This is a genomic window from Streptomyces sp. NPDC102279, from assembly GCF_044766365.1.
GTDB lineage: Bacteria > Actinomycetota > Actinomycetes > Streptomycetales > Streptomycetaceae > Streptomyces.
In genome coordinates this window covers 53565-73635 of sequence record NZ_JBIWLU010000017.1, presented here as the reverse complement: position 1 = coordinate 73635, position 20071 = coordinate 53565, and the positions used below count along the sequence as shown (strand labels likewise).

Below are 20071 nucleotides of genomic sequence, written 5' to 3'. Positions count from 1 at the left end.
TACCCCGCGTACGACGGAGGCCGGCCCCGGTGACACAGGTCACCGGGGCCGGCCTCTTGGTGTCCGGGCGGGTCAGACGCCCGCGTAGGAGTGCTTGCCGGTGACGAAGATGTTCACGCCGTAGTAGTTGAACAGCCAGCAGCCGAAGGCGATCAGGGCGATGTAGGCGGCCTTGCGGCCCTTCCAGCCGGCCGTCGCGCGCGCGTGCAGGTAGCAGGCGTACGCGACCCACGTGATGAACGCCCAGGTCTCCTTGGGGTCCCAGCCCCAGTAGCGGCCCCAGGCGTCGCCCGCCCAGATCGCGCCCGCGATGATCGTGAACGTCCACAGCGGGAAGACGGCCGCGTTCACGCGGTAGGAGAACTTGTCGAGCGAGGACGAGGCGGGCAGCCGCTCCATGACGGAGGTGGCGAACCGGCCGGGCTGTCCGCCGCTCGCGAGCTTGTTCTCGTAGCTGTCCTTGAACAGGTAGAGCAGCGTGCCGACGGCGCCCACGTAGAAGACGGCGCCGCACAGGATCGCGGTCGACACGTGGATGTAGAGCCAGTACGAGTGCAGCGCGGGGACCAGCTGGTCGCTCGCGGTGTACAGGACGGTGACGGCGAGCCCGAGGTCGAGAAGGACCGTCGTGACCAGCGGGAGGCCGAGCCAGCGCACGTTCTTCCTCAGCGCGAGCAGCACCAGGAACACCGCGACGGCCACGGTGGAGAAGGTGATGTTGAACTCGTACATGTTGCCCCACGGCGCCCGCCGCACCGACATGGCGCGGGCGACCACGCCGGCCGCCTCGACGGCCCACGCGAGGACGGTGAGGGACACGGCGATCCGGCCGTACAGGTCGCCCTGCTCGTCCCCGCCGTGTGCGCCGGGCCCGTCGGGCACGTCACGCGCGCCGGTCGCGGACCGGGTGACGACCTTGGGCCGGGCGAGGACGGCGGTGCCGCCCGCCGTCTGCACGGTGACCTCGGGTGCGGCGGCCGGCTTCTCGCCGCCCGCGGTGAGCGCGTTCGCGGTGCGCGCGACCTTGCTGCGGCTGCCGAAGAGCCACTCGGCGATGTACGCGAAGAACGCCAGCGTGTAGACGGCCATCGCGGAGTAGATCAGCGTGTTGCTGATGTTGGCGAGGTGTTCGTTGGTCGCGGTGGCCAGATCGGTCACGGCGCCCAGGTCGTGTGCGGTGGCGAGCGTCACTGCTTCTCAGCCCCTTCGGCGGCGGGTACGGGGGTGGCGGCGTCGGCGGGTGCCGCGTCTTCGTCGGGCTTGGTGGGCGCGGTTGCGTGGACGAGCGCGGCCAGGTCGCCGAGCTCCTCGGGAAGCTTCGCGGACTCGCTGCGGCCGAGCCCGGCCATCTCGACGACGGTGACACCGTCGGCGCCGGTGGTGGCCCGGACCCAGACGCGGCGGCGCTGGATGAACAGCGAGCCGGCGAGGCCGAAGATCGCGGAGAACGCCCCGGCCAGCGCCCAGTCACTGCCGGGCTGCTGGGTGACCTGGAAGTTCGCCCACTCCTTGATGTCCTTGTCGAAGGTGATCGAGCCTGCGCCGTTCGGCAGGGTCATCGTCTCGCCGGGCCGCAGCCGCTTCTTGACGATGTCGCCCTTGGCGTTCTTGAACTGCTTCATGTTGGCCGGGTCGAGCTGGTACACGTTCTGCTCGAGGCCCGCGTCCACCCCGAGGCTGCCGTGGTAGCCGCTCAGCGCGAGCACCGGGTAGTCGAGCGCCGGGAACTGGGAGAACATGTCGCCCTTGCCCGCACCGGCGAAGGTCGGCACGAAGAAGGCGGAGAAGCCGAGCTGTTCGCTCTTGCCCTGCGCGTTCCTGTAGCCGTCCATCACCTTGATGGCGCCCTGCGAGGTGACGTTCGAGTCGAGCGGCAGCAGGGGCACGGCGTCGTGGAAGACGACCTTTCCCTTGCCGTCCCTGACCGTCACGGTGGGCGCGTAGCCGTGGGCGGTGAGGTAGACCTTCGAGTCGCCGATCACGAGCGGCTCGTTGACCTTGACGACGGTCTTCTTCTCCTTGCCGTAGGCACCGACGCTGTAGTCGACGGCCGCCTGGTACGTGCGGGGGGTGCCCTTGTTGGGGCCGGTCCGCTCGTAGGTGCCGGTGAACTTCTTCAGGTCGAAGCTGAACGGGGTCAGGTCGTCGGTGCTGAAGAGGTTGCCGGACTTGAAGTCGTCGTAGGACAGGAGCGTGTTGGAGAAGCCGTCGCCCTCGACGATCAGCTTGTTGCCCTCGGACTTGAAGAGCTGGCCCCAGGCGAAGGCGACGAGCATCACGATCAGGGCGATGTGGAAGAGCAGGTTGCCGGTCTCGCGCAGGTAGCCCTTCTCCGCGGCGACGGCGTCCTTCTCGACGTGCGCCCGGAACCGCTTCTTCCGGAGCACCTCGAGCGCGGCCTCGCGGACCGCCTCGGGCGCGGCGTCGGTGCGCCAGGTCGCGTAGGCGGGCAGCCGGGACAGCCGCTTGGGGGCGCCCGGCGGACGGCCTCGCAGCTGCCCGACGAACTGCCAGGTGCGGGGCACGATGCAGCCGATGAGCGAGACGAACAGCAGGATGTAGATCGCGGAGAACCACACCGAGCTGTACACGTGGAACAGGCCGAGCCGCTCGTAGACCGGGCCGAGCAGGCTGTGCGCGTCCTTGAAGTCCTGGACCTTGGCCGCGTCGGTGCCGGACTGCGGGATCAGCGAGCCGGGGATGGCGCCGAGCGACAGCAGGAAGAGCAGGATCAGCGCGACCCGCATCGACGTGAGCTGACGCCAGAACCAGCGGACCCAGCCGGTCAACTCACGGCCGGTCCAGGCGATCCACCCCGCGGCACCGGGCTTGCGGGTGCCGCCGAAGGAGCCGGGCATCGCCGTCTCGACGGGCGCGGTGGACAACTGGGAACCGGCCTCGCCGAGTTCGCCGTCGGCGCTCACCCCGATGTGCCGCTTGGGGCTCACCGGGATCGGCGCGCCGTCGTCCTCCGGCGTCGCGGCGGAGTCGCGGGTGTTGCCGGTGTCGGTCGTGCTCATGGATCAGATCCCTACCGTGAAGCCGCTGGACCACGTCTGCGCCTGCTGCACCAGGCTGTCCCAGGCACCTGTGAGCAGGAGCACGCCGGTCACGATCATCATCGTGCCGCCGATGCGCATGACCCAGACGTAGTGGCGCTTGACCCAGCCGAACGCACCGAGCGCCTTGCGGAAGGCGACAGCGGCGAGGACGAAGGGCACGCCGAGACCGAGGCAGTACGCGACGGTCAGTATGGCGCCACGTCCGGCGCTCGCCTCGTTGGAGGAGAGCGCCAGCACGGACGCGAGGGTCGGACCGATGCAGGGCGTCCAGCCGATGCCGAACAGAGCGCCCAGTATCGGTGCCCCGACCAGACCAGCCACCGGCCGCTTGTGGAAGCGGAACTCGCGCTGCGTCAGCCAGGGCATCATCCCCATGAAGAAGACGCCCATGAGGATCATGAGCACGCCGAGCACCTTGGACAGAGTGTCCTGGTACTCGAACAGCGTCGACCCGAAGTAGCCGAACAGGGCTCCGCCGGAGACGAAGACCGCGGTGAAGCCGAGCACGAACAGGCTCGCGCCTCCGGCCATCCGCCCGCGTCTGCTGTCCGCCAGATCGGTGCCGCTGACCCCGGTGACGTACGACAGATAGCCGGGGACGAGCGGCAGGACGCACGGCGAGAAGAAGGAGACGAGGCCGCCGAGGACCGCGATCGGCAGCGCGAGCAGCAGAGCGCCGCTGGAGACCGTGCTGTTCATGTCGGCCGAGGCGAGATACGTGGAGGAGTCGAGAAGGGACACGCCGGTCACTTCTCCGCGACGATGGGGTCGAGCATCTCGTGCAGCTTGTCTTCGCTGAGTGCCTGGAGCGTGCGGGCCGCGATCTTCCCGTCCCGGTCGATGATGAGCGTCGACGGGATCGTCTGCGGGTTGAGCGTGCCCTTCTTGAAGCGGAGCATCAGCTTGCCCGTCGGGTCGTACAGGCTGGGGTAGGTGACGCCCTTCGCCTTCTCGAACGCCTTCGCCGGAGCGGTGCTGGGGTCACGGGTGTTGATGCCCACGAACTGCACGCCCTGGCCGGCGGTCTCCTTGGCGACCTTCACGAAGTTGGGCGCCTCGGCGCGGCACGGCGGGCACCAGGAGCCCCACACGTTCAGGACGACGACCTTGCCCTTGTAGTCCGCTACGTCGAGCTTCCTGCCGTCGACGGTCTTGCCGGAGATGTCGGGGATGGCCACGCGGTCGCTCTTCGCCACCGTCGAGATGCCGTCCTTGCCGGCGACGAAGCCGCTGCCGCCGTCGCCGCCCTTCGTGCCGCCCGACCCGCACGCGGTCAGGACGAGCGCGGCGACGGCGGCCCCGGCGGTCAGCAGGGCGGCGCGGCGACGGGTGCGGATCGGGCGCTGGTCTGCGCGGCAGGCGGCACTCATGTGAAAAGTTTCGCATGCCCGTTTCGGGGATCTTCCGCACCCCCCTTGCGGGCGGAAACCCGCATATCAGGCGGCCTGCCCCCGAAGGTAGGACTTCCAGCCCCCGACGGGCTGTTCGGCGACGTCCATCGACTGGAGCTTCGCCAGCACCTCGGGCCGCTGCACGTCCAGCCAGTCCACGAACTGCCGGAAGGAGACGAGCCGCACGTCCCCGCCCTTGCTCTTCTCGTGGGCGATGTACTTGAAGGCCTTTTCGACGGCGTCCATGTAGATGCCGCCGTTCCAGTCCTCGAAGTGGTTGCCGACGAAGAAGGGCGCGCGGTTCGTCTCGTATGCCCGCTTGAAGCCGGAGATGTACGAGTTGGTCGCCTGGGTGCGCCAGCCCGGGTAGTTGTACGAGGGCGCCCGGGTGGTGGCGATCGACTGGTTGGCGAGGATGTTGTAGTCCATGGAGAGGACCTCGAAGCGGTGCCCGGGGAAGGGGATCGCCTGGAGCGGCAGGTCCCACAGCCCCTCCTTCTTCTCCGGCCAGCGCTGCACACCGCCGGGCGAGGAGGCGTCGTAGCGCCAGCCGAGTTCGCGGGCGGCGGGCAGCAGGTTGTTCTGCCCGAGCAGACACGGGGTGCGGGCGCCGATCAGCTCCTTCTCGTAGTCGAAGGGCAGCGCGGGCAGATCGGTCCAGCCCGTGTTGGTGCGCCACTCGGTGACGAACGACTTCGCCTGCGCGATCTCGCTGCGCCACTGCCGGGGCGTCCAGTTGGCGACCGAGCCGGAACCGGCGCAGAAGTGGCCGTTGAAGTGGGTGCCGATCTCGTGCCCGTCGAGCCAGGCCTGGCGCACCAGCTTCAGGGTGGACCGGACGTGGTCGTCGTTGAGGTAGCCGATGTCCGAGGCGCCCCGCGGGTTGTTGGGCGGGTCGTACAGGCGCTTCTTCGACTCGGGCAGCAGATACAGCCCGGAGAGGAAGAACGTCATGTGCGCCTCGTTCTCCTTGGCGAGCCGCAGGAAGCGCTCGAAGAGACCGGTGCCGACCTCGCCGGCGCCGTCCCAGGAGAAGACCACGAACTGCGGCGGGGTCTCGCCGGGCTCCAGCGGCACGGGCTGCCGTGGCTGGTGCGGCTGCTTGCCCGTGTAGGCGGTGGAACCGTCACCGATGGGGCGCACGGTCCGCTTCGGGGTGCCGGGCCTGCCGCTGCCCGCCGTGGGGGAACCACCGGCGTGACCCACGGCGTCCTTCTCCGCGGTGCCGCACGCGGCAAGTCCCAGTGCGGCCGCGGCACCTGCCCCGAGACCGATCATTCCCCTCCGGCTGACGTCCCGCATACGGTCCTCGTTTCATCGCACCCTCTCAGCTGGCTCTCAGCTGGCACCCCATGAGAGGGCACGATGAAGTCGCGGGTTCCGTATAACTCGCGCAGATTTATATGATTTTACGAAGATGCGCTCATTTGGCCGGACTGGCCGGGTCCACGAACTTTGCGAACCTCGCCGAATCGGCCGTCCCGACGGCCCGCGCGTCTGCGTCCCGGCCGAGTCGGCCCATCAGGCTCCGAACGCCTTGTCCTTGCCCTTCACCGGCTTGGCACCGGCGAGGAGGTGCGCCGGAACCAGATCGCGCGCGGGCTCGCTGTAGCCCACGGACACGATCTTGTCGCCGCGGTAGGTGAAGGTCGTCAGGGAGGCGAGCGTGCACTGCCGCTTGCGCGGGTCGTGCCACAGCCGGCGCTTCTCCACATAGCTGCGCACGATCCAGATCGGCAGCTGATGGCTCACCAGCACCGCCTCGTGACCGCGCGCGGCGTCCTTGGCCGCGTCCAGCGCGCCCATCATCCGCACGACCTGGTCGACGTAGGGCTCGCCCCAGGACGGCTTGAACGGGTTGACGAGGTGCTTCCAGTTCTCCGGCCGCCGCAGCGCGCCGTCCCCGACCCCGAAGGTCTTGCCCTGGAAGACGTTGTCCGCCTCGATGAGCCGCCCGTCGGTCGCCAGGTCGAGCCCGTGCGCCTTGGCGATCGGCGTGGCCGTCTCCTGCGCCCGCTCCAGCGGCGAGGCCACGACGTGGGTGACGTCACGCGGCGCGAGGTGCTCCGCCACCCGGTCCGCCATCTGCCGGCCGAGCTCGGACAGGTGGTAGCCGGACAGCCGCCCGTAGAGCACGCCGTCCGGGTTGGCGACCTCACCGTGCCGCATCAGGTGGACGACGGTGATGTCGTCGTCGCCCGTACCGCCGATGCCGCCGTTCGTGCCGATGGACTCGCTCATGCCGTGGCCTCCGCCGCTGCCCGTGCCGCCGCCGGAAGGGCGTCGGCGATCCGCTGAACCGCCTGGTCGTCATGGGCCGTCGACACGAACCACGACTCGAACGAGGACGGCGGCAGGTACACGCCCTGCGCCAGCATCGAGTGGAAGAACGCGGTGTAGCGGAAGGACTCCTGCGCCTTCGCGCCCTCGTAGTCGCGCACATCGCGTCCCGTGAAGAACACGGAGAACATGTTGGAGGCGTTCTGCAGGCGGTGGGTCACACCCTCCTTGGTGAGCGCCTCGGTCACCAGCGTCCGGATCCGCTCCGACACCGCGTCGATCTTGTCGTACGCCGCGTCGTCGAGCAGCCGCAGCTGCGCGAGTCCGGCCGCGGTGGCGACGGGATTGCCCGAGAGCGTGCCCGCCTGGTACACCGGCCCGGCCGGCGCGAGGTGCGCCATGACGTCCTCGCGGCCGCCGAACGCCGCGGCCGGGAAGCCGCCGCCCATCACCTTGCCGAAGGTCATCAGGTCGGGACGCACACCGTCGATCCCGAACCAGCCGGCCTTGCTCGTGCGGAAGCCGGTCATCACCTCGTCGGAGACGAACAGGGCGCCGTTCTTCGCGCAGGCGTCCTTCAGTCCCTGGTTGAACCCGGGCGCGGGAGGCACCACGCCCATGTTGCCGGGCGAGGCCTCCGTGATCACACAGGCGATCTCGCCGGGGTGCGCGTGGAAGGCGGCGTGCACGGCTTCGAGGTCGTTGTACGGCAGGACGATGGTGTCGCCGGCCTGCGCGCCGGTGACACCGGGGGTGTCCGGCAGGGCGAACGTGGCGAGGCCGCTGCCCGCCGCGGCGAGAAGCGAGTCGACGTGGCCGTGGTAGCAGCCGGCGAACTTGATCACCTTCGCCCGCCGGGTGAACCCGCGCGCGAGCCGGATGGCCGACATCGTCGCCTCGGTGCCGCTGGAGACGAGCCGGACCTGCTCGACGGGCTCGACGCGGGCGACGATCTCCTCGGCGAGGGCGACCTCTCCCTCACCGGGCGTACCGAAGGAGGTACCGCGGGAGACGGCCTCGTGGACGGCGGCGATGACCTCGGGGTGGGAGTGTCCGAGGATCATGGGACCCCAGGAGCAGACGAGGTCGACGTACTCACGGCCGTCGGCATCGGTGAGGTACGGACCGGTGCCGGACACCATGAACCGGGGCGTACCGCCCACGGCTCGGAAGGCGCGCACCGGCGAGTTCACGCCACCTGGGGTGACGGCGGCCGCACGGTCGAAGAGCGACTGCGAGGCTGGGGCTTCGTAGGGGTAAGGCAGTTCGGTCATGACCTGCGACGTCTCCGACTCCGGGGGGCTAGTGACTACCTCAGGGTAGGCCAGGGGCGCCGGGGACCCGGGAGGGGAAGAACGGGGAACCGTGAACGGACGGGCGCGGCCCGACGTACGGCTTCAGAGAGGAATGATCCCGGCCATCGCGGACGGGCGGCGAGGAGCCCGGTACGACAACCGGCCCCCTTCTCCCGGCCATCTGCGAAACTGGGGCTACGGACGGACAGCTCACATGAACCATCGTGTTCAGGGGCCGCGAAGATCCCGCGGACAGGTGTTTCAGCGTACGTTTCGGCGTGCGGCCGTGGGGGAGGTCACTGTCACGATGATCGGGTTGCGTGGCGGGGGTCGCGCGCCTTAGAAAAGCAGTCGGGTGGAGATATGCATCGCGGTGGCGGACTGGGCGAGGGGACCGATGACCTCGGTCCTCGGCGTGCCCGGCGGGGGAAGCACCGACGCGAGGCGGAGGAAGCGGCCGGCACTCGGGCTGGTCAGGCACAGGGACCGCAGGGCGATCCCGGGCTCGACGACGGCTCGGTGGGGCGGCTGCGGGCCGGAAGCGGAAATGGTGGCCGGGTGGGGGTGACGTACAAATACTTCGGCGCTCCGGACGGCGCGACGGCGGCCCGGGTCCCGATCTCGATGCGCCCCGAGGAGCTCGGCGGCGACGAGCTCGGGATGAACGGCATGTTCACCAAGATCAAGCCGGAGACGATGGCCGCGATGGTCCTCACCGGCATAGAGGGCGTCCCCCTGCACAAGGTCCCCCCGCTGGAGCTGGTCGTCCTCCACCCCGACTACGCCGTGGTCAAGCTCCCCATGACGGTCGTCGACCCGCTCCGCGGCATCGGCGAGGAGGCGGTCGGCGCGGCCGCCTTCATCTGGTCCACGGTCCCGGACCGAGGCGGCCCCCGCGACGCGTTCAACGTGTACCAGCTGCTGCACGAATGGCAGGACTTCTCCCACCGCCTCCACGAGGCGGGCCACCAGCCCTACTGCCTGGTGTGGCCCTGACCCGAGACGTACTGCCGCACGACCGGGCCCCGAACCCCGCCTCTCGCGTGCCTCCGCCGTAACCGGGGAACCACGCCGCGCCGCGCGCTATAGCCCGCCCGCCACCCGCAGTACCGCGCCCGTCGTGTACGACGCGTCGGGTGACAGGAGCCAGGACACCGCGCCGGAGATCTCGTCCGGGCGCCCCGCTCGGCCCAGGGGGATGGCCGTGGCCACGCGGGCCGGGCGCTCGGGGTCCTCGTGGAAGTCGGTCCAGACCGTGCCGGGGGCGACGCAGTTCACGCGGATGCCGTCGGCCGCGACCTCCTTGGACAGGCCGATGGTCAGCGCGTCGACGGCGGCCTTCGCGGCGGCGTAGTGGACGTACTGGCCCGGGCTGCCCAGCGTCGCCGCGGCGGAGGAGATGTTGACGATCGCTCCCCCGCCCGCCGCGGTCATCTCCCGCACGGCACGCCGCGCGCAGAGCAGGTAGCCGAGCACGTTGACCTCCAGGGCCTGCCGCATGCCGGCCGGGTCGGCGTCGGCGAGGCGGCCGTTCGGGCCGCTGATCCCGGCGTTGTTCACCAGGCCGGTGACCGGGCCGAGTCCGGCCGTCGCCGCGTCGAAGAGCCGGTCGACCGCGCCCGCGTCGGACGTGTCGACGGCCACGGTCAGGCACCGCCGGCCCACGGCACGGACCTCCTCGGCGACCTTCTCGGCCGCCGCGGCGTCGGACCGATAGCCGATGACGACGTCGTGCCCGTCCTCGGCCAGCCGCCGGCTCACGGCCGCGCCGATCCCCCGGCTGCCGCCCGTCACCACGGTGGTCCTGTTTCCGTCCTCCACGATCGCCATCGCCCGTCCCTGTCTCGCCGTTCCTCGCCGTTCAGCCGGCCAGTCTGCCAGGCGCGGGACGGGCGGACGTCAGAGGTGCGTCAGCGCGGAGGCGGGCGGGGTCAGAGAGACGTCAAGACGCCGGACACCCGTCCTCACCCGCGCCTTCCATGGGAGGCGGCCGGATTCCTGGGCAACGGATACCTGGGCGCCCGTGCGGCGGACGGCCGGAGAGGGACGCGGAGGACATGGTGCGCGCTACGGGTGCGGGTGTGGGCGGGGAGAGCGGCGCGGGCGGCGGTGTCCGCCCGGGAGCCGGCCGGCGGCGTGTCGTCGTCGGGGTGAGCGGGTCGCCGGGGAGCCTGGCCGCGCTGCACCGGGCCGCGTACGAGGCCCGCCGTGGCGGCGCCGACCTGCTGGCCGTACTCGCCTGGGAGCCGCCCGGCGGTACGTACGGGTACCGGCGCGCCGTCTGCCCCCTGCCGCTGGAGGACCTCCGCCAGGACGCCGGCCGGCGGCTCCTCGACGCGCTCGGCTCGGCCTTCGGACCCGAGGGGCCCGAGGTGTCGTTCCAGGCCGTGGTCGTCCAGGGCGCGACCGGGCCCGCGCTCGTGGAGAGCGCCGCCGGTGAGGACGACCTCCTGGTGGTCGGGGCAGGGGGTCGAGGACCGTTGCGCCGCGCCCTGTTCCCCTCCGTCGCCCGGTACTGCCTCGCACACGCCGACTGCCCCGTCCTCGCCGTACCGCCCTCGCCCCTGGTGGGCGATCTCGCGGCGGTCCGGCGCAGGATCGGCCTCCACCTGCCCCTCGACGCGAGGGAACTGACGGTCGGCAGCCGCTGAGCGGAACCGCCCCCGCCGGGCCCGTACGCGCGGTGGCGCGACACGGGCGCCCCGGCGGTAAGGACTGTGCCACCGCCTGCGGACGAGTCCATCGCCGGACGACGCCCGGGACACCGCCCGGGCGCCCGTTCCCCTGCCACCGGCACACGGGACCAACAGCCCCGATGCCCTGACGCCGGACGGCCGAGACACCTCCGGCCGGGCAGCCGACGCACCCCGCCCCCGTCAAGATCCCGTCACGGCCCCGGCAGCCGCCGTCAAGCATCTGTCAGGGAGCCGCCCGCTCCCCCGTAGGGCGGGCATAGCGTCACCGAGGCGTCCGGCGAACGGGCCGGGCGGCGCACCCCCTCTTCGAGGAGCAGCACATGTCTCCACTCGACACCGCCGAGGACCCCGAGCCCTCCGAACCCTTCCCGGCCGGACGGCACGGGCAGGGGTCGCGCGGACCTCTCTTCGTCCCCGTCCGGCCGGGGCCCACGGGCTGCACGGCCCGCCTCTTCCGTACGCCCGTCGGCGGTCGTACGGCCGTCGGCTTCACCTCGGCCGCCCGCCTCACCGCCACGCTCGGCGCCGGACAGGCCTGGATCAGGCTCTCCGAACCCGCGCTGCGCGCCCTCGCCGCACCGCTGGGCGTCACCGCCCTCACCGTCGACCCGCAGCTCTCCGCCCCCGCCGCCGACCGTGCCGCCGCGACCGTCCGCGAGCGCGACAACTCCCGGCGCCGGTGGCATCCCCCGCATGTGGGCGCCCTGCGCGCGACCGGCGCCACGACGGTCGCCGTCCGTCCGAACCCGCTGCTCGGCTGAGGAGGCGTCATGTCCATCCAGGAACTCCCCGCGATCGTCGCGTCCCCCGTCCCGGAGGTCCCGGCCGACGCCCGGGACGCCGACGGCCTCACCGTCTGGCCCCGCTCCGCGCGTCCCGCCCCCGGCGGTGACCTCACCCTCGCCGGTGTCCCCCTCGCCGAGATCGCCGACCGCTTCGGCACCCCGGTCTACGTCCTGGACGAACAGGAGGTCCGGTCCCGCTGCCGTACGTACCGCACGGCGTTCCCCGACGCCGACGTCGTGTACGCGGCGAAGGCCTTCCTGTGCCGGGCGATGGCGCACTGGGTACGGGAGGAGGGCCTCGGCCTCGACGTCTGCTCCGCCGGGGAACTCGCCCTCGCCGTCACCACGGGCTTCCCGCCGGAACGGATCGTGCTGCACGGCAACGCCAAGAGCCCCGAGGACCTGCGGACCGCGCTCCGCCTCGGGGTGGGACGCATCGTCGTGGACAGCACCTCGGAGATCGCGCGCCTCGCCGCGATCACCCCGTCCGGCAGCCGGCAGAAGGTCATGGTGCGGGTGGTGCCCGGCATAGCCGCCGGCGGACACGCCAAGGTGCGTACCGGAACGGAGGACCAGAAGTTCGGCCTGTCGATCACGGACGGCTCGGCACGGCATGCCATCGCCCGGATACTCGGCCAGCCGCACCTCGAACTCGTGGGCCTGCACTGTCACATCGGCTCACAGATCGGTTCCGTGAAGCCGTACGTCGGCGCCGTGCGCCGTCTGGTCGGGCTCATGGCACGGGTGCGGGACGAACACGGAGTCGTCCTCCCCCAGCTGGACATCGGCGGCGGGCACGCGATCGCCTACCGCCCCGGCGAGGACAGCATGAACGTCCCGGTCCTGGCCGGCCGGGTCCGCGCCGAGCTGGAGGAGGGCTGCGCCCATGCCCGACTGCCCGTCCCCAGGCTCACGTTGGAGCCGGGACGGGCCATCGTCGGACCGGCCGGGGTCGCCGTCTACCGGGTCCTCTCGGTCAAGCGCACCAGCGGCCGCACGTTCGTCGCCGTCGACGGCGGGATGAGCGACAACCCGCGGCCCGCGCTCTACGGCGTCCGTTACGCGCCCCGGCTCGTGGGCCGGGTCTCCGGCGCCCCGCCCCGCCTGGTCACCGTCGTGGGCCGGCACTGCGAGGCGGGCGACGTCCTCGCCGACGAGGTGGCGCTCCCGGGGGACGTGCGCCCGGGTGATCTGCTCGCCGTCCCCGCGGCCGGGGCGTATCACCTCTCCATGGCCTCGGGTTACAACCTGGTCGGCCGCCCGCCCGTGGTCGCGGTGTCCGGCGGTGTGGCGCGCCTTCTCGTCCGCCGGGAGTCGCCGGAGGACATGAACCGCCGGGACGTCGGGATCTGACGATCCGTGCCTCCCGGTCGCCGCGATCTGACGGCCCGTGCCCTCCCGGGCATCGTGGCCTGACGGCCCGTGGTCCGTCAGGACGTCGCGATCGGGCATTGCCTGGTCTCGCGCCGCGCCCGGAACGGCGGGCAGACGAGTCGCCGCCGATCGGGTCACACGCAAAGCGCCCCGCGGGCTGCGCGACACGCCGGAGGGGCGCGCCGAACGGCCAGGTCAGAGAGGTGTGCCCGTTCCCGGGTGGGCGAACCTGACGGCCGATGGGGGTGGCCGCGGGAGTGGGCCGAGCGTGCGTCCCAAGTGGTGGGGGGGACGGATCGGATTGACGGTGGATCACGTCGGGCCGGGTTCGTGTCTGCTGACAAGAGGTCAGCTGCCCGGTCTTGACGGAAGGACTCCGACAATGCGATCTGCCCGCATGCTCCTCGCTGCCGCGACGGCCACCGCCGCTCTCGCGATCGCCGCCCCCGGCGCCTACGCCGTCACGGCCGGCGACTGGGACAACGACTCCTCGTCCTCCTCGACCAAGGAGCACGACGACTCTTCGTCCTCCTCGACCAAGGAGCACGACGATTCCTCCTCTTCCTACAGCAAGGAGCACGACAAGGACAGCGACCACGACAAGGGCTCGTGGCACGAGAAGCCGAACGGCGGCATGCACACCGGCGGCGGCGCGCTGACGGCCGTCACCGGCGACGACTGGTCCAAGGGCGACAAGGACAAGGAGTCCTCGGACTCGGAGCACGAGAAGGGCTCGTGGGAGAAGGGCAAGGACGAGCAGGAGAAGCCCCAGGGCGGCATGCACACCGGCGGTGGCGCGCTGACGGGCGTCAAGACGGACGACTCGTCCAAGGGCGACAAGAAGTACGACCCGGAGACCTACAAGGACAAGGAGTCCTCGGACTCCGACCACGAGAAGGGCTCCTGGGACTCCGAGCAGGACAAGGGCTCGTGGGACGAGCACGGCAAGGACGAGGAGGAGAAGCCGCACGGCGGCATGCACACCGGTGGCGGCGGGCTCGCCACGCCGGGTGTCACGGCCGGCGGTATCGCGGTCCTCGGTCTCGCGGCCGCGGGCGTCTACGTGGTGCGTCGTAGGAACGCCGAGGGCGGTGTGGCCTGACCATGCCTGACGACATAGTGGCCCGGGCCGCCACCCCACGTACTCCGTGGCGGCCCGGCCGGCTTCCCGTCAGCCTCCCTTGTTGCCTACGCATGGCTCCGGGCCGCACGGGGCGCGCCCGACGCGACGCGCCCCCGGCGCTCCTCCGGCCGACTCCGCTCCACCGCTTCTCCCGCAGTCACCGCGCCCGCCGCACGCCCGGGGGTGCCTGACTGCCCCGCGTTCGTTCCGCTGCCCGACCCGATGAGGTGGTGCCCGATGGCAGCCCGGTCGTCCTTCCCCGCCGAGACCCGCAACCCCCGGCGGCGCCTGACCTGGATCGTGTGGTGCGCCGGCATCGCGATCCTCATGGCCACGAGCGTGTTCCGCGGTCATGACGATCCGTCCGGCCCCACCCGTGCGTCCCGCGCGGCGGCGGCCCCCGCCGCGTCGTCCTCCGCGTCCTCGGCTGCCCGCCCGTCCGGCAAGTACCTCCCCCGGGCCGAGCCGACGCGGCTGCTCATCCCGAAGATCGAGGTGGACGCGCCGTTCACCGAACTCTCGATCGACGACTCGGGCCGGCTCGAACCGCCGCCGGCGGACGACGTGAACCTGGTCGGCTGGTACGCCAAGGGCGTCTCGCCCGGTGAGCGCGGTGCGGCGATCATCGCCGGGCACGTCGACACGAAGACCTCCGCCGCCGTGTTCGCCGGCCTGAGCGACCTGGAGAAGGGCGACAAGTTCAGCGTCAAACGGTCCGACGGCCGTACGGCGACCTTCGCCGTGGACAGCTCGGACACGTTCGAGAAGGACGACTTCCCCGACAAGCGCGTGTACACGGACACCCCCGACGCGCAGGTCCGTCTGATCACCTGCGCCGGCAACTACGACCGCTCCGCCAAGGACTACACCGAGAACCTGGTGGTCTTCGCCCACCTCGTCTGACGGACGGGCCACCGGACGCCCGGCTCTCGTCCGGGACCCCGTTCACGCGTCCCCGACACCGATCCAGAAGCGGTCCTCACCGCGGATCCGGCCGTCGGGGACGCCGCCGTTGGCGAGGATCACCCGGCGGGATGCCTCGTTGTCCGCGTCGCAGGTCAGCAGGACCCGGCCGAGACCGAGACGGCGGCATTCGGTGAGGCCGGCCGTCAGCATCCGGGTGGCGTGGCCCTGACGGCGCCAGGGGGTGACGACGTGATAGCCGACGTGACCGCCGACCTCGGCCAGTTCGGGGGTGAGGTCGTGGCGGACGACGAGGCTGCCGAGGTAGTGCGCGCCGGAGACGTACCAGAAGACGGTGGAGGGGACACCCCAGCGGGTCCGTGTGCCGCGCCGTTCCTCGACGTAGGCCGTGAAGTCCTCCGCGGCCAGGTCGAGCGAGTCGGTACTCCTGCTCTCCGCCGCGCAGTCGGCGCGTTCACCGGCGAGGTAGGAGTCCCGCACGGCCGGCGTGGGTGCCACGAGACGCGGTGGCGTGGTGAGTTCGGTCATGGGGTGAGTCTTCAGCGGGGGCCGGCACGGCGTCTCCCCCTTTTTTCCACGGCGGCGGGAGTCGGCGTGCGCGGGACGTGTCCCGGGCCGCCGACTCCCGCCTGGTGCACATGAGCCGTCAGCCCTTCGCCACGAGTTCCCCGAGCGCGATGTTGAGTTCGAGCACGTTGACCCGGGGCTCGCCGACGAAGCCGAGGGTACGGCCGTCGGTGTGCTCGTCGACCAGCTTCCGCACCTGGGCGACAGGGAGTCGGTTCTTCTCGGCGACGCGGTGGATCTGGAGGTCCGCGTAGTCGGGGGAGATGTCCGGGTCCAGGCCGGAGCCGGAGGACGTGACCGCTTCGGCGGGTACGTCGGAGGGCTTCACCTTGTAGCCGGCGGTCGAGTTGTCCTCGACGACGGCGGCCTTGGCGTCCTTGACCCACTTGATCAGGTCGGCGTTGTCACCGGAGCGGTTGGTCGCGCCCGACAGGATCAGTTGGTACCGGGTGTTGACGCCGTTGGTGCCGAGACCGTTCTGCGGGCGGCCCTGGAACCACTTCAGGTCGGGCTCCGGGGTCTCCTGGCCCTTCTTCAGCGGGAGGTTGTAGGCCTGGCCGATCAGGGAGGAGCCGACGACCTTGCCGTTCGCCGTGATCTCCGACCCGTTCGCCTTGCCGGGGAACAGACCCTGGGCCACCCCGGTGACGGCGAGCGGGTAGATCACGCCCGTCACCACGGTGAGCACCAGGAGGGCTCGCAGGCCGGCCCACAGCAACCGGGCCGTGTTCGTAACCGAGTTGTTCATGGCGATCAGCACGCTTTCGAGGAGTTAGAGCCCGGGGATGAGGGAGATGAGCAGGTCGATGAGCTTGATGCCGATGAACGGCGCGACCAGGCCGCCGAGGCCGTAGATCCCAAGGTTGCGCCGCAGCAGCCGGTCGGCGCTGACCGGCCGGTACCGCACACCCCGCAGGGCGAGCGGGACCAGCGCGATGATGATCAGCGCGTTGAAGATCACCGCGGACAGGATCGCGGAGTCGGGCGAGGACAGGTGCATGACGTTGAGCTTGTCCAGGCCCGGGTAGACCGCGGCGAACAGGGCCGGGATGATCGCGAAGTACTTGGCGACGTCGTTGGCGATCGAGAAGGTCGTCAACGCGCCCCGGGTGATCAGCAGTTGCTTGCCGATCTCGACGATCTCGATGAGCTTGGTCGGGTTCGAGTCGAGGTCGACCATGTTGCCGGCCTCCTTCGCGGCCGACGTGCCCGTGTTCATCGCCACGCCGACGTCCGCCTGGGCGAGGGCGGGCGCGTCGTTGGTGCCGTCGCCGGTCATCGCGACGAGCTTGCCGCCCGCCTGCTCCCGCTTGATGAGCGCCATCTTGTCCTCGGGAGTCGCCTCCGCGAGGAAGTCGTCGACGCCCGCCTCGTCGGCGATCGCCTTCGCCGTCAACGGGTTGTCGCCCGTGATCATGACGGTCCTGATGCCCATGCGGCGCAGTTCGTCGAACCGCTCGCGCATGCCCTCCTTGACGACGTCCTTGAGGTGGATGACGCCCAGGACGCGGGCGCCGCGTGCGTCCTGGACGGCCACGAGCAGCGGGGTGCCGCCCGCCTCGGAGATTTGGTCGGTGAGGGTGTCGGTGTCCTCGGAGACCGTGCCGCCCCGCTCCCTGACCCAGGCGGCGACGGAACCCGCCGCGCCCTTCCGGATGCTGCGCCCGTCGACGTCCACGCCCGACATACGGGTCTGGGCGGTGAAGGCGATCCAGTCGGCACCGGACAGCTCGCCCTGGTGTCGCTCGCGCAGTCCGTACCGCTCCTTCGCCAGGACCACGACGGAGCGGCCCTCGGGTGTCTCGTCGGCCAGCGAGGAGAGCTGGGCGGCGTCGGCGACCTCGGCCTCGGTCGTGCCCGTCACCGGCACGAACTCGGAGGCCTGGCGGTTGCCGAGGGTGATGGTGCCGGTCTTGTCGAGGAGCAGGGTCGAGACGTCTCCGGCGGCCTCGACCGCCCGGCCGGACATGGCGAGGACGTTGCGCTGCACCAGGCGGTCCATGCCCGCGATGCCGATCGCGGAGAGCAGCGCGCCGATGGTGGTGGGGATCAGGCAGACCAGGAGGGCCACCAGGACGACCATCGTGAGGTGGGTCCCCGCGTAGTCGGCGAAGGGCGGCAGGGTGGCGACCGCGAGCAGGAAGGCGATGGTGAGGGACGCGAGCAGGATGTTCAGCGCGATCTCGTTGGGTGTCTTCTGCCGTGCGGCGCCCTCGACGAGCGCGATCATCCGGTCGATGAAGGTCTCGCCCGGCTTCGTCGTGATCTTGATGACGACGCGGTCGGAGAGGACCTTCGTGCCGCCGGTGACGGCCGAGCGGTCGCCGCCCGACTCCCGGATGACCGGGGCGGATTCGCCGGTGATGGCGGACTCGTCGACGGACGCCACGCCTTCGACGACGTCTCCGTCGCCGGGGATGATGTCGCCCGCCTCGCAGACCACGAGGTCACCGACGCGCAGCTCGGTACCGGGCACCCGTTCCTCGGTGCGGCCGTCGGCGGAGAGCCGGCGGGCCACGGTGTCGGTCTTGGCCTTGCGCAGGGTGTCGGCCTGCGCCTTGCCGCGGCCCTCGGCCACGGCCTCCGCGAGGTTGGCGAACACGACGGTGAGCCACAGCCAGGCGCTGATCGCCCAGCCGAACCAGTCGCCCGGGTCCTTGAAGGAGAAGACGGTGGTCAGCACGGAGCCGATGAGGACCACGAACATCACGGGCGACTTGACCATGATCCGCGGGTCCAGCTTGCGGAGGGCGTCGGGCAGCGACCGCAGGAGCTGCTTCGGGTCGAACAGCCCCGCGCCGACCCTTCCCTCGTCCTGGTGGTGGCCGGTCGCCAGGTCGCTGTGCGGCGCCCGGGCCGGAGTGGCTGTGGACATCGCGTCCTCTTGGTTCTCGGTACGAGTGGTCATGACGCCAGCCCCTCGGCCAGCGGGCCCAGAGCGAGGGCCGGGAAGTAGGTCAGACCGGTGATGATCAGGATCGCGCCCACCAACAACCCTGTGAACAGGGGTTTTTCGGTACGCAGGGTGCCCGCGGTCGCCGGGACCGGTTTCTGTTCGGCGAGCGATCCGGCGAGGGCGAGGACGAACACCATCGGCAGGAAGCGGCCGAGCAGCATCGCGAGTCCGATGGTGCTGTTGAACCACTGCGTGTCGGCGTTCAGACCGGCGAACGCCGAGCCGTTGTTGTTGGCGCCGGACGTGTAGGCGTACAGGATCTCGGAGAAGCCGTGCGCGCCGCTGTTCGTCATCGAGTTGCCCGGGGTGGGCAGGGCCATCGCGGCGGCGGTGAAGACGAGCACCAGCGCCGGGGTGACGAGGATGTAGACGGCCGCGAACTTGATCTCGCGCGTGCCGATCTTCTTGCCCAGGTACTCGGGGGTGCGGCCGACCATCAGGCCGGCGATGAACACCGCGATGATCGCCATGATCAGCATGCCGTAGAGGCCGGATCCGGTACCACCGGGGGCGATCTCGCCGAGCTGCATGCCCAGCATGGTGATGCCGCCGCCGAGACCGGTGAAGGAGGAGTGGAAGGAGTCCACCGCGCCGGTCGAGGTCAGGGTCGTGGCCACCGCGAAGATCGACGAGCCGCCGACGCCGAAGCGCGTCTCCTTGCCCTCCATCGCCCCGCCGGCGATGTCGAACGCCGGGCCGTGGTGGGCGAACTCGGTCCACATCATCAGCGCCGTGAAGCCGATCCAGATCGTCACCATCGTGGCGAGGATCGCGTAGCCCTGGCGCAGCGAGCCGACCATGCGGCCGAAGGTGCGGGTCAGGGCGAACGGGATGAGGAGGATCAGGAAGATCTCGAAGAGGTTGGTGAACGGGGTGGGGTTCTCGAAGGGGTGGGCGCTGTTGGCGTTGAAGTAGCCGCCGCCGTTGGTGCCCAGCTCCTTGATGGCCTCCTGCGAGGCCACCGCACCGCCGTTCCACTGCTGCGAGCCGCCGAAGAACTGGCCGACCGCGTGGATGCCGGAGAAGTTCTGGAGGGCGCCGCACGCGACGAGCACGATCGCGGCGAGCACCGCGATCGGCAGCAGGATGCGCACGGTGCCGCGCACCAGGTCGGCCCAGAAGTTGCCCAGTTCACCGGTGCGGGACCTGGCGAAGCCGCGCACGAGAGCGACGGCGACGGCGATGCCGACCGAGGCGGACAGGAAGTTCTGCACCGCGAGGCCGCCGGTCTGCACGACGTGGCCCATGGCCTGTTCGCCGTAGTACGACTGCCAGTTGGTGTTCGACACGAAGGACGCGGCGGTGTTGAACGCCTGGTCCGGGTCGATGGCGGCGAAGCCGAGCGAGCCGGGCAGGTGGCCCTGGAGCCGTTGGAGCAGGTAGAGGAGGAGGACGCTGACCGCCGAGAAGGCGAGGACACCGCGCAGGTAGGCGGGCCAGCGCATTTCGGCGTCCGGGTTGGCGCCGATGCCCTTGTAGATCCACTTCTCGACACGCAGGTGCTTGTCGGAGGAGTAGACCCGGGCCATGTGGTCGCCGAGGGGGCGGTAGGCGAGGGCCAGTGCCGCTATGAGAGCGAGCAGCTGGAGCACGCCGGAGAGGACGGGGCTCATATCAG

At 70.8% G+C, this 20071-nt stretch carries 18 protein-coding genes; 6 read left to right on the top strand and 12 right to left on the bottom strand.

Annotation, left to right across the window (positions count from 1 at the left end):
- Positions 1-72: 72 nt before the first annotated feature.
- From ccsB to hemL, 7 genes are all read right to left on the bottom strand, one after another.
- Complete coding sequence (ccsB, locus tag ACIRQH_RS35665; RefSeq protein WP_388874640.1) at positions 73-1191, bottom strand: c-type cytochrome biogenesis protein CcsB; 1119 nt, start codon at positions 1189-1191, stop codon at positions 73-75.
- Entirely contained in the window at positions 1188-3020 is a 1833-nt protein-coding gene (locus ACIRQH_RS35660) for a cytochrome c biogenesis protein ResB (RefSeq protein WP_388874637.1), read from the bottom strand. Before ACIRQH_RS35660 ends, ccsB begins: the two co-directional genes overlap by 4 nt.
- Positions 3021-3023: 3 nt before the next feature.
- Positions 3024-3761, bottom strand: a complete 738-nt coding sequence (locus ACIRQH_RS35655) for a cytochrome c biogenesis protein CcdA (protein WP_358818397.1) — start codon at positions 3759-3761, stop codon at positions 3024-3026.
- A gap of 47 nt (positions 3762-3808) precedes the next feature.
- On the bottom strand, positions 3809-4432 hold the full coding sequence (locus ACIRQH_RS35650; RefSeq protein ID WP_388874634.1) for a TlpA family protein disulfide reductase: 624 nt from the start codon (positions 4430-4432) through the stop codon (positions 3809-3811).
- Between the two features lie 66 nt (positions 4433-4498).
- The gene (locus ACIRQH_RS35645) at positions 4499-5755 is read right to left on the bottom strand and encodes a hypothetical protein (RefSeq protein WP_388874631.1); all 1257 of its coding nucleotides are present in this window, start codon (positions 5753-5755) and stop codon (positions 4499-4501) included.
- Between the two features lie 219 nt (positions 5756-5974).
- A complete protein-coding gene (locus tag ACIRQH_RS35640; protein WP_358818329.1) occupies positions 5975-6694 on the bottom strand; it encodes a histidine phosphatase family protein in 720 nt (239 codons plus the stop codon).
- Complete coding sequence (gene hemL, locus ACIRQH_RS35635; RefSeq protein WP_358818328.1) at positions 6691-8007, bottom strand: glutamate-1-semialdehyde 2,1-aminomutase; 1317 nt, start codon at positions 8005-8007, stop codon at positions 6691-6693. The genes ACIRQH_RS35640 and hemL overlap by 4 nt, the downstream gene beginning before the upstream one ends.
- A 384-nt stretch (positions 8008-8391) precedes the next feature.
- Here hemL and ACIRQH_RS35630 point away from each other — a divergent pair, with 384 nt between their 5' ends.
- Positions 8392-9024 (top strand): hypothetical protein, encoded by a 633-nt coding sequence (locus tag ACIRQH_RS35630; RefSeq protein ID WP_358818327.1) that lies wholly within the window; start codon positions 8392-8394, stop codon positions 9022-9024.
- Positions 9025-9111: 87 nt separating this feature from the next.
- Here the strand turns inward: ACIRQH_RS35630 and ACIRQH_RS35625 are convergent, their stop codons facing one another.
- Positions 9112-9858 (bottom strand): SDR family oxidoreductase, encoded by a 747-nt coding sequence (locus ACIRQH_RS35625; protein ID WP_358818326.1) that lies wholly within the window; start codon positions 9856-9858, stop codon positions 9112-9114.
- A 227-nt stretch (positions 9859-10085) separates the two neighbouring features.
- On the opposite strand from ACIRQH_RS35625, the gene ACIRQH_RS35620 reads away from it, so the two are divergent.
- From ACIRQH_RS35620 to ACIRQH_RS35600, 5 genes are all read left to right on the top strand, one after another.
- Entirely contained in the window at positions 10086-10679 is a 594-nt protein-coding gene (locus tag ACIRQH_RS35620) for a universal stress protein (protein WP_388874624.1), read from the top strand.
- A 365-nt stretch (positions 10680-11044) separates the two neighbouring features.
- On the top strand, positions 11045-11485 hold the full coding sequence (locus tag ACIRQH_RS35615) for an SAV_915 family protein (protein WP_358818324.1): 441 nt from the start codon (positions 11045-11047) through the stop codon (positions 11483-11485).
- Positions 11486-11494: 9 nt separating this feature from the next.
- Positions 11495-12862: a diaminopimelate decarboxylase gene (lysA, locus tag ACIRQH_RS35610; protein ID WP_388874621.1), complete on the top strand. Its 1368-nt coding sequence runs from the start codon at positions 11495-11497 to the stop codon at positions 12860-12862.
- Positions 12863-13265: 403 nt separating this feature from the next.
- Positions 13266-13985 (top strand): hypothetical protein, encoded by a 720-nt coding sequence (locus tag ACIRQH_RS35605; RefSeq protein ID WP_388874619.1) that lies wholly within the window; start codon positions 13266-13268, stop codon positions 13983-13985.
- Between the two features lie 258 nt (positions 13986-14243).
- On the top strand, positions 14244-14909 hold the full coding sequence (locus tag ACIRQH_RS35600) for a class F sortase (protein WP_358818321.1): 666 nt from the start codon (positions 14244-14246) through the stop codon (positions 14907-14909).
- A 42-nt stretch (positions 14910-14951) separates the two neighbouring features.
- On the opposite strand, the gene ACIRQH_RS35595 is transcribed toward ACIRQH_RS35600, so the two are convergent.
- From ACIRQH_RS35595 to kdpA, 4 genes are all read right to left on the bottom strand, one after another.
- Complete coding sequence (locus tag ACIRQH_RS35595; RefSeq protein WP_358818320.1) at positions 14952-15458, bottom strand: GNAT family N-acetyltransferase; 507 nt, start codon at positions 15456-15458, stop codon at positions 14952-14954.
- A gap of 118 nt (positions 15459-15576) precedes the next feature.
- On the bottom strand, positions 15577-16245 hold the full coding sequence (locus tag ACIRQH_RS35590; protein ID WP_388874615.1) for a potassium-transporting ATPase subunit C: 669 nt from the start codon (positions 16243-16245) through the stop codon (positions 15577-15579).
- Positions 16246-16269: 24 nt separating this feature from the next.
- A complete protein-coding gene (gene kdpB, locus ACIRQH_RS35585; RefSeq protein ID WP_404229160.1) occupies positions 16270-18405 on the bottom strand; it encodes a potassium-transporting ATPase subunit KdpB in 2136 nt (711 codons plus the stop codon).
- Positions 18402-20066 carry a potassium-transporting ATPase subunit KdpA gene (gene kdpA / locus ACIRQH_RS35580; RefSeq protein WP_404229157.1) on the bottom strand — a complete coding sequence of 555 codons (1665 nt, stop codon included), beginning with the start codon at positions 20064-20066 and terminating at the stop codon, positions 18402-18404. The genes kdpB and kdpA overlap by 4 nt, the downstream gene beginning before the upstream one ends.
- Between the last annotated feature and the right edge of the window lie 5 nt (positions 20067-20071).